12 protein-coding genes are annotated in these 12,399 nt (G+C 71.4%); 6 read left to right on the top strand and 6 right to left on the bottom strand.

What is annotated here, in order from left to right; all coding sequences use genetic code 11:
• Window positions 1-130 precede the first annotated feature (130 nt).
• Window positions 131-637, top strand: a complete 507-nt coding sequence (locus tag ACN9MM_RS19175) for an SseB family protein (RefSeq protein WP_267259190.1) — start codon at window positions 131-133, stop codon at window positions 635-637.
• 85 nt (window positions 638-722) lie between these two features.
• Here the strand turns inward: ACN9MM_RS19175 and gcvH are convergent, their stop codons facing one another.
• Entirely contained in the window at window positions 723-1,115 is a 393-nt protein-coding gene (gene gcvH, locus ACN9MM_RS19170) for a glycine cleavage system protein GcvH (RefSeq protein ID WP_426364772.1), read from the bottom strand.
• 228 nt (window positions 1,116-1,343) lie between these two features.
• Between gcvH and ACN9MM_RS19165 the strand changes: the two genes are divergently transcribed.
• Entirely contained in the window at window positions 1,344-2,306 is a 963-nt protein-coding gene (locus ACN9MM_RS19165) for a pirin family protein (RefSeq protein WP_426364771.1), read from the top strand.
• Between the two features lie 136 nt (window positions 2,307-2,442).
• Window positions 2,443-3,507 (top strand): AI-2E family transporter, encoded by a 1,065-nt coding sequence (locus ACN9MM_RS19160; protein ID WP_426364770.1) that lies wholly within the window; start codon window positions 2,443-2,445, stop codon window positions 3,505-3,507.
• Here the strand turns inward: ACN9MM_RS19160 and ACN9MM_RS19155 are convergent, their stop codons facing one another.
• The gene (locus ACN9MM_RS19155) at window positions 3,508-4,323 is read right to left on the bottom strand and encodes an MBL fold metallo-hydrolase (protein ID WP_426364769.1); all 816 of its coding nucleotides are present in this window, start codon (window positions 4,321-4,323) and stop codon (window positions 3,508-3,510) included.
• 186 nt (window positions 4,324-4,509) lie between these two features.
• Window positions 4,510-6,627 (bottom strand): ATP-binding SpoIIE family protein phosphatase, encoded by a 2,118-nt coding sequence (locus ACN9MM_RS19150; RefSeq protein ID WP_426364768.1) that lies wholly within the window; start codon window positions 6,625-6,627, stop codon window positions 4,510-4,512.
• Between the two features lie 171 nt (window positions 6,628-6,798).
• Here ACN9MM_RS19150 and aspS point away from each other — a divergent pair, with 171 nt between their 5' ends.
• Window positions 6,799-8,607, top strand: coding sequence for an aspartate--tRNA ligase (aspS, locus tag ACN9MM_RS19145; protein WP_426364767.1), 1,809 nt, complete (start codon window positions 6,799-6,801; stop codon window positions 8,605-8,607).
• A gap of 80 nt (window positions 8,608-8,687) precedes the next feature.
• On the opposite strand, the gene ACN9MM_RS19140 is transcribed toward aspS, so the two are convergent.
• From ACN9MM_RS19140 to ACN9MM_RS19130, 3 genes are all read right to left on the bottom strand, one after another.
• Window positions 8,688-9,578, bottom strand: coding sequence for a hypothetical protein (locus ACN9MM_RS19140; protein WP_426364766.1), 891 nt, complete (start codon window positions 9,576-9,578; stop codon window positions 8,688-8,690).
• Entirely contained in the window at window positions 9,559-10,485 is a 927-nt protein-coding gene (locus ACN9MM_RS19135) for a helix-turn-helix domain-containing protein (protein ID WP_426364765.1), read from the bottom strand. The genes ACN9MM_RS19140 and ACN9MM_RS19135 overlap by 20 nt, the downstream gene beginning before the upstream one ends.
• A gap of 217 nt (window positions 10,486-10,702) precedes the next feature.
• Entirely contained in the window at window positions 10,703-11,182 is a 480-nt protein-coding gene (locus ACN9MM_RS19130; RefSeq protein ID WP_426364764.1) for an ATP-binding protein, read from the bottom strand.
• Between the two features lie 155 nt (window positions 11,183-11,337).
• On the opposite strand from ACN9MM_RS19130, the gene ACN9MM_RS19125 reads away from it, so the two are divergent.
• Together ACN9MM_RS19125 and ACN9MM_RS19120 are read left to right on the top strand one after the other, a co-directional pair.
• Window positions 11,338-12,180, top strand: a complete 843-nt coding sequence (locus tag ACN9MM_RS19125; RefSeq protein ID WP_426364763.1) for a helix-turn-helix domain-containing protein — start codon at window positions 11,338-11,340, stop codon at window positions 12,178-12,180.
• On the top strand, window positions 12,177-12,386 hold the full coding sequence (locus ACN9MM_RS19120; RefSeq protein ID WP_426364762.1) for a DUF397 domain-containing protein: 210 nt from the start codon (window positions 12,177-12,179) through the stop codon (window positions 12,384-12,386). Before ACN9MM_RS19125 ends, ACN9MM_RS19120 begins: the two co-directional genes overlap by 4 nt.
• The last annotated feature ends 13 nt before the right edge of the window (window positions 12,387-12,399 follow it).

The raw sequence follows: 12,399 nt of genomic DNA, 5'->3' as shown, positions 1-12,399 counted from the left end.
GGACGGACGGCCACCCCCCCCGGCCCCGCGCGGCCACCCCCCCGGCCCCGCGCGGCGACCCTCCCCGGCCCATGAGGTCACGCCCCGGCAGGGGTCCTGCAGGGGCGGCGCGCTCGATAGGCTGGGCCCCATGTACGGCTACGAGCAGAACCCGGGTGCCCAGCAGCAGTACGCGCCGCCCCAGCAGGGGCAGTACGCCCCGCCGCAGGCCGGCATGCAGGCGGGCATGCAGGGCGGCGGGTACGCCCAGCAGCAGCCCCCGCTCTACCCGGAGCCCTCGCCGCCCTCGCTCGCGGACGCCGTGCGCGCCTTCACGACCGGCACCCTGGCCGCCGAGGACTTCCAGCAGATCTTCGCGACGTCCAAGGTCTACTGCCCGCGCGGCGACAACCCCGGCTTCCTGGCCCTGCACAACACCCAGCAGCCGGTCATCCCGATGTTCACCTCGCTCAAGGAGCTGCGGCGGTACGCGGGCAAGGAGTCGAAGTACTTCGTGATCACCGGTGCCGAGGTGATCGACCTGCTGCCGACCGGCTACGGCTTCGTCCTCGACATGGAGGGCGACCACCGCATGGTCTTCGACGCGAAGGCCGTGGAGCAGATGGTCGACTTCGCGATGCGGCGGATGTACGGCTGACGGGCGCCGGACGCCGGATTCTTTGGGTGCGGGCGGGCCCGGCGGTCCCTCAGGGGGCCGCCGGGCCCGCCCGTTCCCGTGGCGCCTAGTCCTCTTCCGTGAGGTGCTTCTGGTACTGCGCGGCATCGAGCAGGCCTTCCAGCGCGCCGGTGCCGGTGAGGTCGATCTCGACGATCCAGCCGTCTCCGTACGGGTCGGTGTTGATGTACTCGGGGTCGCCTTCGAGCTCGGGATTCACGGTCACGACCCGGCCGGACACGGGCGCGTACAGCTCGCTCACCGACTTGACCGACTCCAGGGTGCCGAACGGCTCTCCCGCCTCGACGTCGCGGCCCACGGTCGTGACGTCCACGAAGACGAGGTCGCCGAGCTGCTTCTGCGCGAAGTCGGTGACCCCGACACGGACGCGCTTGGCGCCCGTCTTCTCCACCCACTCGTGGTCCTTCGTGTACTTCAGGTGGTCCGGGTAGTGCGGCATGCGGGCTCCTCCGGGGGGCGTCGGGGTGCCGGGTGGTCCGCCCGGCGGGGACAGCCTTCCCGAGTGGGCGGGGGTGCGACGGCAACCCTCACCCGGACGGGTGGGCGGGTTTCGGCCGTCCCGGTGAGAGGCCCGGGAATGGCGCGGAGCAGTTCCGTGTTCCGGGTGGCAGGAAGTTCATCGTTCAACTAAAGTGGACGTACAAGGTCGCACCTAGGAGGTCCGGTCATGCCCGCAGTGACTGTCGAGAACCCGCTCACCCTGCCGCGCGTCGCGGCCCCCGCCGACGCCGTCGCCCGCCCCGTCCTCGCCGTCACCACGGCCCCCTCGGGCTTCGAGGGCGAGGGATTCCCGGTGCGCCGCGCGTTCGCCGGGATCAACTACCAGTACCTCGACCCGTTCATCATGATGGACCAGATGGGAGAGGTGGAGTACGCGCCCGGAGAGCCCAAGGGCACGCCCTGGCACCCCCACCGCGGCTTCGAGACCGTCACCTACATCATCGACGGGACCTTCGACCACCAGGACTCCAACGGCGGCGGCGGCACCATCACCAACGGCGACACCCAGTGGATGACCGCCGGCTCCGGCCTCCTCCACATCGAGGCCCCGCCGGAGTCCCTCGTCGTCAGCGGCGGGCTCTTCCACGGCCTCCAGCTCTGGGTGAACCTTCCCGCCTCCGACAAGATGATGGCCCCCCGCTACCAGGACATCCGCGGCGGCCAGGTCCAGCTCCTCACCACCCCCGACGGCGGCGCGCTGCTCCGCGTCATCGCCGGCGAGCTCGACGGCCACGAGGGCCCCGGCATCACCCACACCCCGATCACGATGATCCACGCCACCCTGCGCCCCGGCGCCGAGATCAGCCTGCCGTGGCGCGAGGACTTCAACGGCCTCGCGTACGTGCTCGCCGGCCGCGGCACCGTCGGCGCCGACCGGCGCCCGGTCCACACGGGCCAGACCGCCGTCTTCGGCAAGGGCGGCGCGCTCACCGTCCGCGCCGACGAGAAGCAGGACGGGAACACCCCCGACCTGGAGGTCGTCCTCCTCGGCGGACAGCCGATCCGCGAACCGATGGCGCACTACGGCCCGTTCGTCATGAACACCCAGGCCGAACTCCGCCAGGCCTTCGAGGACTTCCAGGCGGGCCGCCTCGGCACGATCCCGGCCGTCCACGGCATGGGCGAGTAAACCGTCCACGGCATGGGGGCGTACGCCGTCCACGGCATGGGCGGGTGACAGTCACTCGTACGCCGCTTGACGGGCCGTCACCCGTACGGCCCGTCAGCGCGCGACGCCACGCCCGGCGGCGTGGTCCGGTGGTCGGGTGCAGACGAGCCGAGCGCCCCTCCTCCCCGAACCCGTCCGCCGGTTCGCCGCCTGGTGCGTCGTCCTGCTCCTCGCCGCCGGCGTCGCCGCCGTCTTCATCTGGCTCTGCGTCGTCTTCAAGACCGCCGTCACCCCCGTCCTGCTCGCGATCCTCGGCACCGCCCTCCTCGGGCCCCTCTACCGGCGCCTGCTGCGGATGAAGGTCCGCGAGGGGCTCGCCGCCGCCCTCACGGTCGTCGCCGTCCTCGTGGTCGTCGGCGGCGCCACGTACATCGTCGTCGTCGCCCTCATCGACACCGGCGACCAGATCATCGCCTCGCTCCGGCAGGCCGCCACCGACATCGCCGAGCACCTCGGCGCGGCCGGGACCTCCCTCGACGACCTCGCCAAGAACGCCAAGGTCCTCCTGGAGAAGTTCGGCGGGACCGCGGCCTCCGGCGTCATCAGCGGCGTCAGCATCGTCGGCCAGATGCTCGCCACCGCCGTCCTCGCCCTCCTCCTCATCTTCTTCTTCCTCAAGGACTCCGACCGGGCCGCCGGCGCCCTGCGCTCGCTCGCCCCGCGCGCCACCGGCGACCTCGTCGAGGCGATGGCCCGCCGCGCGTTCGAGGCCGTCGAGGGCTTCATGCGCGGCACCACCTTCGTCGCGGCCGTCGACGCCGTCCTCATCGGCATCGGCCTCGTCGTCCTCGACGTGCCCGGCGCCGTCGGGCTCGCCGCGCTCGTCTTCGTCACCGCCTACATCCCGTACCTCGGGGCCTTCCTCTCCGGCGCGGTCGCCGTCCTCGTCGCCCTCGCCGACCGGGGCTTCGTCATCGCGCTGTGGGTCCTCGGCATCGTCCTGGCGGTCCAGGTCATCGAGGGCAACGTCCTCCAGCCCATGGTCCAGAGCCGGACCGTGCAGATGCACCCGGCCGTGGTGATGCTCGCGATCACCGCAGGGGCGTCCGTCGCGGGCATCCTGGGCATGCTGCTCGCCGTACCGCTGACGGCCGCGGCGACCGGGGTCCTGGGGGAGCTGCGGACGCGGTACGGGGCACCGTCGGAGCCCGGAGGCGACTGATCAGGCCGGCGTCAGCCCGCCCCGCTCGAACGAGGCCAGGAGCTGTTCCAGGGCCGCCTGGTCCGGGCCGACGAACGGGTCGGCGTCCGGGGCGCCCGCGATCGTCCGCAGCATCCGGTCGGTCATCCGTACCGCCGGAGGCAGATGCGTGCACAGCACGATCTCGGGGTTCATCTCGGCCAGTGGCGCGAGCGTCGCGCGGTACTTCTCCGGGTCCACGAGGTGCACCCACGGGCTGTCGAGCGTCGCCCACAGCAGCTGCGCCCGCCGCAGCTCCTCCGGCTTCAGGTCGCTCGCGTGCCCGCTCTCCGCGATCTCGGCGCTCGGCATCGGGCCGCCGAAGCAGTCGGAGCTGAAGCAGATCCGGGTGCGGTCGTCGTAGAAGCCGACGGTGGCGGGGTTGTCGAAGAGCGGCGGGCGGAACGCGTGCAGCGTCCGGTCGCCGACGTCGAGGGACTGCCCGGGGTTGAGGAAGTACACCCGGTCCATGGGCAGCGGTCGCTCGGTCATCATGACGCCCATGCCGAGGAACGTCGTGATCACGCGCGCGCGTGGGGCCGCGTCGAGCAGGTCGAAGATCCCGCCGGTGTGGTCCCGGTCGGGGTGGGTGAGCCAGATCCAGCGGACGTCGGCCGGGTCCATGATCCCGCCCAGCGCCTCGACGAAGTCGCGGTCCGCGACCGAGAGCCCGGTGTCGACGACCACGGGCTCGGCGGCGGTGAGGGCGTAGGCGTTCACGGGGATGTGCCCGACGCCCGGGGCCTCGAGACTGTCGGCGATCACCGTGGTGTCGCTGCCGACCTTGTGGATGTCCATGGCGCGCTCCGTGGTCCCCCGGCGGCCGTACGACACCAGTGTCCTCCGGGGGGCGGGGGCTCGCGCGTCCGGGGGCCCGCGTGCGGGGGCGCGGGAGGCCTACGCGCCGGTGCGGGGGCGCGAGAGGCCTACGCGCCCCGGCCGGGGTGCGAGAGGCCTCCACACCCGTGCGGGGGCGCGGGAGGCCTATGCGCAGCAGCCGTCCTCCGTCGGCGTCTCGTTCAGTTCGAACCAGATCGCCTTGCCCTCGCCCCGCGGGTCGACGCCCCACGCGTCCGCCAGCATCTCCATCAGGACCAGGCCGCGCCCGCTCGACGCCATCTCGCCCGGGTGGCGCTTGTGCGGCAGCTCGTCGCTGCCGTCGGAGACCTCCACGCGCAGCCGCCGCGACTTCTCGCCGCACGCGACCTCCGCCACGAGGAGCGCGTCGCCGTCGGTGTGGACGAGGACGTTCGTGACCATCTCGGAGACCATCAGGACCGCCGCGTCGAGCTGGTCCCCGTCCGACCAGTCGTGCAGCAGCTGCCGCATCTGCTCGCGCGCCTCCGCGATCCGCTCCGGCTCCGCCTGGGCGATCGTCATCAGGGTGCGGCGCGGGGCCTCCCGTACGGTGCCGGCGGGCCGGCGGGAGAGCAGCAGGACCGCGATGTCGTCCTCGCGGCGGTCGGCGAGCGGGCCCGTCGTGTGGTGCGAGCCGGGCCCGTGGACGGCCTCCACGAGGGCGTCGGCGAGCCCTTCCAGGTCGTTGCCGTCGTGGGACTCCAGGAGCTTCCTGACCCGCTCCCAGCCGGTGTCCAGGTCGTGCCCGCCGGTCTCCAGGAGCCCGTCGGTGCAGATCATCAGGGTCTCGCCGGGGTCCAGGGTGAGCCGGGTGGTGGGGTAGTCGGTGTCGGGGTCGATGCCGAGCGGCAGTCCGCCGGCCGTGGGCCGCAGCAGGACCGTTCCGTCGTTCATCCGTACCGCCGGATCCGGATGCCCCGCCCGCGCGATGTCGACCGTCCCCGTCTCCAGGTCGACCTCCAGGTAGAGGCAGGTCGCGAAGCGCGGACCGCCGTTCTCGTGCTCCTCCCCGTCGGTGATCCCGTACAGGAAGCGCGAGGCGCGCGAGAGGACCGCGTCCGGCCGGTGGCCCTCGGAGGCGTACGCGCGCAGGGCGATCCGCAGCTGCCCCATCAGCCCGGCCGCCCGCACGTCGTGCCCCTGCACGTCGCCGATGACCAGAGCGATCCGGCCCGCGCCGCGCCCGCCGGTGAGCGTGGTGCCGCCGGGCAGCCGGATCACGTCGTACCAGTCGCCGCCGACCTGGAGCCCGCCGCCGGTCGGCACGTACCGCGCGGCGACCTGGATGCCGGGGATCCCCGGCCCGAGGACCGGCATCATCGTCCGCTGGAGGCCGAGCGACAGCTCGCGCTCGGACTCGGCCACGCCTGCGCGTGCGAGGGCCTGCGCGAGCATCCGCGCGACCGTCGTCAGCACCGACCGCTCGTCGGGCGTGAACGCCACCGGGTGCTTGAAGGCCGCCATCCAGGCCCCCATCGTCCGCCCGGCGACGACCAGGGGCACGAAGGCCCAGGAGCGGCGGCCGAAGCGCTGCGCGAGCGGCCAGGTCATGGGGAAGCGCCGCAGGTACTCCTCCGGTGTCGGGAGGTAGATGGCCCGCCCGGTCCGTACGACCTCGGCCGCCGGATAGTCCGTGTCCAGCGACATCGACGAGAACGGCCCCTCGTCGCCCTCGCTGTGCCCGTGATGGCCGATGACCGTCAGCCGCTCGCCCGCCACCCCGAAGACGGCGAGCCCGTCCGGCGAGAAGCCGGGCATCGACAGCGAGGCCGCCACCCGCAGCACCTCGGCCGTGGACCGCGCTTCGGCGAGCGCCCGCCCCGCGTCGAGCAGGAAGGCCTCCCGGGAGCGGCGCCAGTCGCCGGTGATGGGGGTACGGGCGGCGGTCCCCGGGAGCTGCTCGGCGACCTCCTGGAGGGTGCCGACCAGCTGGTAGTCGTTGCCCTCGACGAGCGGCTTCGACCTGCTCCGTACGGTACGGATCACCCGTCCGTGCCCGTCCATGATCCGCAGCCGGGCCTCCGCGAGGGTGCCCTCGGCGACGGCGAGGTTGACCACCCCGTCGATCTCGTTCCAGTCGACCGGATGGAAACGGGAGCGTACGGCCGCCTCGGTGAGCCGTGCGGGCTCGGCGGGCAGCCCGAGCAGCCGGGCGGCCTCGGCGTCGAGCGTGACGATCCCGGACGCGTTGTCCCAGCGCCACAGGCCGGTCGCGATCGCGGCCAGGACGTCCTCGGTGCGCATTGCCCCACTTTATGAATATCGGACAGCAGGTCGCCACCGAGAGTATTCGAAATCCGATCTTGGCCCGGCCGGTACTCTGGGTGGGTCTGCCCGCGTGTCCTGTGACATCTGTGACAGGGGCCACAGGGCAGTCGCCCACCACCCGAGATCCCGAAGACTGGATGAACGACGATGCATCGGTACAGGTCCCACACCTGCGGCGAGCTCCGCGCCTCTGACGTCGGCACCGACGTCCGGCTGAGCGGCTGGCTGCACAATCGGCGCGACCTGGGCGGCATCCTCTTCATCGATCTGCGCGACCACTACGGCATCACGCAGCTCGTCGCCCGGCCCGGCACCCCGGCCGCCGAGGTTCTCGACAAGCTGACGAAGGAGACCGTCGTCCGCGTGGACGGCAAGGTCGTCTCCCGCGGCGCGGAGAACGTCAACCCCGAGCTGCCGACCGGCGAGGTCGAGATCGAGGCCCTCGAGGTCGAGGTCCTGGGCGCCGCCAAGCAGATCCCCTTCACCATCAACGCCGACGACGGCGTCAACGAGGAGCGGCGCCTGGAGTACCGCTTCCTCGACCTGCGCCGCGAGCGCATGCACCGCAACATCATGCTGCGCTCCGCCGTCATCGCCTCCATCCGCTCCAAGATGGTGGCCCTCGGCTTCAACGAGATGGCGACCCCGATCCTCGCCGCGACCTCCCCCGAGGGCGCCCGCGACTTCGTCGTCCCGTCCCGCCTGAACCCGGGCAAGTTCTACGCGCTGCCGCAGGCGCCGCAGCAGTTCAAGCAGCTGCTGATGATCTCCGGCTTCGACCGGTACTTCCAGATCGCGCCCTGCTTCCGCGACGAGGACGCCCGCGCCGACCGCTCGCCGGGCGAGTTCTACCAGCTCGACGTCGAGATGTCGTTCGTCGAGCAGGAGGACGTCTTCCAGCCGATCGAGAAGCTCATGACGGAGATCTTCGAGGAGTTCGGCGGCGGCCGCCACGTCACCTCGCCGTTCCCGCGCATCCCGTTCCGCGAGTCGATGCTCAAGTACGGCAACGACAAGCCGGACCTGCGCACCGCCCTCGAACTCGTCGACATCTCCGACGTCTTCGAGGCGTCGGAGTTCAAGGCCTTCGCCGGCAGGCACGTCCGCGCGCTCGCCGTCCCGAACACCGGCGACCAGCCGCGCAAGTTCTTCGACCAGCTCGGCGACTTCGCGGTCTCCCTCGGCGCGAAGGGCCTGGCCTGGGTCCGCGTCGGCGAGGCGGGCGCCCTGACCGGCCCGATCGCCAAGTTCCTCACCGAGGAGAACGTCAAGGTCCTCACCGAGCGCCTCGGCCTGGAGCCCGGCCACGCGATCTTCTTCGGCGCGGGCGAGTTCGACGAGGTCTCCAAGATCATGGGCCCGGTCCGGGTCGAGGCCGCCAAGCGCGCCGGCCAGTTCGAGGAGAACGTCTTCCGCTTCGCGTGGATCGTCGACTTCCCGATGTACGAGCGGGACGAGGAGACCGGCAAGATCGACTTCTCGCACAACCCGTTCTCCATGCCGCAGGGCGGCCTGGAGGCCCTGGAGACCCAGGACCCGCTGGACGTCCTCGGCTGGCAGTACGACATCGTCTGCAACGGCATCGAGCTCTCCTCCGGCGCCATCCGGAACCACGAGCCCGAGATCATGTTCAAGGCCTTCGAGATCGCGGGCTACTCGAAGGAGACCGTCGAGCACGAGTTCGCCGGCATGCTCCGCGCCTTCGAGTACGGCGCCCCGCCGCACGGCGGCATCGCCCCGGGCGTCGACCGCATCGTCATGCTCCTCGCCGACGAGCCCAACATCCGCGAGACCATCGCCTTCCCGCTGAACGGCAACGCCCAGGACCTCCTGATGGGCGCCCCGACGGAACTGGACGAGGCGCGCCTGCGCGAGCTGAACATCCAGCTCCGCAAGCCGGTCGAGAAGAAGACCACGGACATCACGGACGCGGTCCACCCGGACGCGGCGCGGTAGTTCTGCCGCCTGACGCCTGACGAAGGGCCCGGAACCTCAATGAGGTTCCGGGCCCTTCCGTTGTGTGCGTGCGGGGAGGGCTACGCCTCGTTCTCCGTGAAGATCTCCTCGGCGGAAGCGACGGTGACGGCGCGCACGAGCCAGCGACGCAGCACGTCCGGGTCGTCGCAGCTCGCGACCCGCTCCCGCACGGCCTCGGACACCGCGAGCCCACGCTGCTCGAGGACGATCAGTATGGCGTCCGCATTGCCTTGGGCGCGGCCTTCGTCCCGGCCTTCGTCCCGGATCTCTTCGGCGATGTAGGAGGTGTAGAAGGAGAGGTCCACGGCCACCAGATTCCTCCAGACTTCTCTGGCCGGGCGGTTGCCCAGCCCCTGCGCGGTGAACTCGATGATCGGGTCGGCGACGTCCTCGGGAACGTCCCGCAATGCGCTGGACAGGGCTTTCAGTATGGCACCGATGTCCGGATCGCCCGCGTGCGTGATGGCTGAGAGAGTGGTCAGTGCCAGGTCGGCCCTGGCCTCGGCCGGATCGGTGATCACCGGCATGTTGTGGGGGCCCACGACGATCGGCTGAACGGTGAGGGTGGGCATCTGCGGCGGCCCGCTGGTCACCGGCCGACCGGCCCACTCGGCAGTGCCCCGGTCCTGGCATACGACCAGGAGGGCCGTCGGAAGCCCGTACTTCGTCCACAGGTAGGCGGTGTAGTACGCCCAGCTCGCCGGTTTGGCGGGGTCCTTCTTCCCTTGCGCCTCGATGGCGAGGAGGAGGGAGCCGTCCTTCGCCGAGTCCAGCCGCAGCAGCGTGTCGAGCCTGCGCTCGACCGGACTCGCCTCGGTGAGGTCGGTGGGCATGACGGAGACCTCTACCGGGGCCGGGAAGGGAAGCCCCAGCAGGCCGGACAGGCGACTGAAGAGGTGGGGGTCGTGCTGGAAGATGCGGTGCATCGCTTCATGGGGTGAGCTGACCACGGGGTTCCTCGGTGTCGTGCGGTGCGCGTCCGGCGGCAGCGCTTGTGCAGGCTGGGCAGGGCCCCGGTTCCGGGCCGCGGTAGGCGTGGTCGCAGCTGTCGCAGTTCTGCATCGGGTGCACGACGGCCGGGGTCCGAGGACGGAACGGCGGGAGCGGCGGGAGGCCGGCGGTGAGGCGGTGGGCCAGGAGGGAGGCCGGGTGGTGCAGGGTTCCCGTCGGGAGACCGAAGGTCAGGACGCGGCGTACGGCCTCCGGTGTGAGCTCGCGTTCCAGCCAGCTGGCGACGCCCGGTACGAGGTGCTCGGCTTCGGTGGCGGAGAGGTGCAGACGGGGGTCCTCGCGGTGCAGGCCCGCCAGGATGTCCAGGGCCGTGGCCAGGAGGTCCGGCGCCGGGTACGCGGGCTGCGGTACGGCGGGCAGCGCGCGGCGCCGGGCCTTCGGCTTCTCCGCCCTTCGCGGGGGCGGTTCCGGCTCGGGCCTCGGCGGGGGCGCCTCCGCGCTCCCGATCGTGCGTCGGTGGCGCGCGGCCCCCGGCCGGTTGCAGGAGACCGTGCGGGTCACGACGCGGCCGGCCGGGGTGCGTTCCTTGTTGCGGCGCACGTAGCCGTGGGCTTCCAGCTCGCGCAGGGCCGCGGCGATCCGGGTGGTCCCTTCCGGGAAGCGGCGGGCGAGCGAGCGGATGTCCACGGGGGACCCGGCCGGCAGCGACTGGATGTGGGTGGCGAGGCCGATCGCCGTCAGCGAGAGCGCCTCGTGCTGGGCGAGGTGGTTGCCGATCACCGTGAAGTGAGTGGTGTGGTGGCTGTTGTCGTGCACCACTCCCGTCGAAGTCCCCCGGGAAGGGTGGTTCTTGGGCTCGTCGCGGGACGTGGCGGGCGCTTGGGCGCTAGGGTTCTGGCTATCCATTGGGGAAGCGTTCTCTTCCTCGGTGGTCAGGCCCTCGCACTGGGATGGCCGTCCCGGCGAGGGCCGACGCATGTCTGCGGTCGGCTCTGTTGCGCAGAGCGTAGATCAAACAACCCACCCCAAAGCCAGCCGAGTTGACCTTTTTCACTCTCCGGAGTGAGCGGCCGTTCCCGGGAGGGAAAGGGTGGGGCTTGGTGGGGTTTCTTTCTCTCCAGGGTTACTTATGGAGACCGACCGCACCACCGGCGACCAGCGGCTTGGACCCCGGTGAGCCGGTGACGTCGAACTCGGCCCACACCGTCTTCTGCGGCACGGGACCGAGCGCCGTGCCCCACCGGTCCGCGAGCGCCGCCACCAGCAGCATTCCCCGCCCGCCCTCCTCGTCCGCCGACGGTTTCCGGAGCCGGGGAAGGGTCTCCACCCGCGTGTCCGTGACCTCGATCCGGAGCGTCTCCGGTGAAGCCCGCAGCACCAGACGGAAGTTCCGGCCGCCGACCCGGCCGTGCGTGGCCGCGTTCGCCGCCAGCTCGGCCACGACCTGCGGGGCCGCCTCGGTCACGCCGTACGACAACTCCCTGTCCCGGAGCCACTCCACCGCGAGCAGCCGCGCGAGGCGGGCCCCACGGGGGGTGGGCGAGAGGAGGACGCCGAAGTGGGCTGGTGAGAGGGGTACTTGGGTGGTGTTCTTCTGATTCACGTCACTGAGCGTGGCCGTGACTGGCTAGCGTCGGAAGTGACTCCACCGGTACGTAGGGTGACTGTCCGACGCTTGTCCACCGCTGTCCGGACTGTCCGAACCCCTGCGAAGGGTAGGGGCGTCGCGGCCGGACAGGACAGACGGAGAGGTGCGCCATGTCGGTGGAGGAACCCAGCTGGGAGGTGGACCCGGACGACGACTGGGGTGTCGCCGTCATCGCCACCGTGGGGCGGCAGTTGAGGCTGCGGCGGGAGGCGGTGGGTCTGCGGGCCGCCGACTTCGCCGTCGCGGTCGGCTACGGCGAGGACATGATCTACAAGATCGAGGGCGGGAAACGGATTCCCCGGCCCGAGTTCCTGGACAGGTCGGACGCGGTGCTGGAGGCGAACGGACTGATCTCGGCCATGAAGGAGGACGTGGCCAAGGTCCGCTACCCGAAGAAGCTGAGGGACCTGGCGAAGGCGGAGGCCCGGGCGGTCGAGATGCAGCTGTACGACCCGCTCAACGTGCACGGGCTGCTCCAGACGCCCGAGTACGCCCGCGGGCTGCTTCTGATGCGTCGTCCCGCCTACACGCGGGACGAGGTGGAGCGGTACATGGCCGCCCGCGTCGCCCGCAAGGTGGTGTTCGAGCGGGATCCCGCGCCGGAACTCAGCTTCGTCCTGGAGGAGTGGACCCTGCGCCGCCCGCTGGGCGGGCGGGAGGCGCTCCGGCGCCAGCTGGAACACCTGCTGGAGATCGCCGAGTTCCCTCAGGTGGAGTTGCAGATGATGCCGATGGCACGGGAGGAGCACGCGGGCGTGGACGGGGGCATCGAGGTGCTGAAGTTCGAGGACGGCTCGGCGGTCGGCCGGTCGCCGGCGGTGGCCAACGGAAGGCCTGTGACCGACCTCCGGCAGCTCCGTATCCTGGAATTGCGCTATGGAATCATCCGGACTCAGGCCCTCACGCCCCGTGAGTCCGCCGACGTCATCCAGGGACTGCTAGGAGCGACATGACGCACAACACCCCCGCCGGGGACGCCTCCGACCTGGTGTGGTTCAAGAGCAGCTACAGCAGCGGCAGCGAAGGTGACTCCTGTGTGGAGGTCGCCACCGCCCCCGGCACCGTCCACGTCCGCGACTCCAAGGACGTCGGCGGGCCGCAGCTCGCGCTCGCGCCCTCCGCGTGGGTCGGGTTCGTGGCGTACGCGACGGCCGGCTGACCCCGCCACCCCG

Source organism: Streptomyces sp. E-08 (genome assembly GCF_049913095.1).
Taxonomy (GTDB): Bacteria; Actinomycetota; Actinomycetes; order Streptomycetales; family Streptomycetaceae; genus Streptomyces.
Note: the sequence above shows the minus strand (reverse complement) of the source record. Positions and strands in the feature narration are given on the sequence as shown.

Bases quoted from the DNA above. Each gene is read 5' to 3' on its own strand.
- ACN9MM_RS19175 (WP_267259190.1), top strand. From the start codon at position 131: ATGTACGGCTACGAGCAGAACCCGGGTGCCCAGCAGCAGTACGCGCCG.
- ACN9MM_RS19155 (WP_426364769.1), bottom strand. From the start codon at position 4,323: ATGGACATCCACAAGGTCGGCAGCGACACCACGGTGATCGCCGACAGT.
- ACN9MM_RS19125 (WP_426364763.1), top strand. From the start codon at position 11,338: ATGTCGGTGGAGGAACCCAGCTGGGAGGTGGACCCGGACGACGACTGG.
- aspS (WP_426364767.1), top strand. From the start codon at position 6,799: ATGCATCGGTACAGGTCCCACACCTGCGGCGAGCTCCGCGCCTCTGAC.
- ACN9MM_RS19165 (WP_426364771.1), top strand. From the start codon at position 1,344: ATGCCCGCAGTGACTGTCGAGAACCCGCTCACCCTGCCGCGCGTCGCG.
- ACN9MM_RS19150 (WP_426364768.1), bottom strand. From the start codon at position 6,627: ATGCGCACCGAGGACGTCCTGGCCGCGATCGCGACCGGCCTGTGGCGC.
- gcvH (WP_426364772.1), bottom strand. From the start codon at position 1,115: ATGCCGCACTACCCGGACCACCTGAAGTACACGAAGGACCACGAGTGG.
- ACN9MM_RS19120 (WP_426364762.1), top strand. From the start codon at position 12,177: ATGACGCACAACACCCCCGCCGGGGACGCCTCCGACCTGGTGTGGTTC.
- ACN9MM_RS19135 (WP_426364765.1), bottom strand. From the start codon at position 10,485: ATGGATAGCCAGAACCCTAGCGCCCAAGCGCCCGCCACGTCCCGCGAC.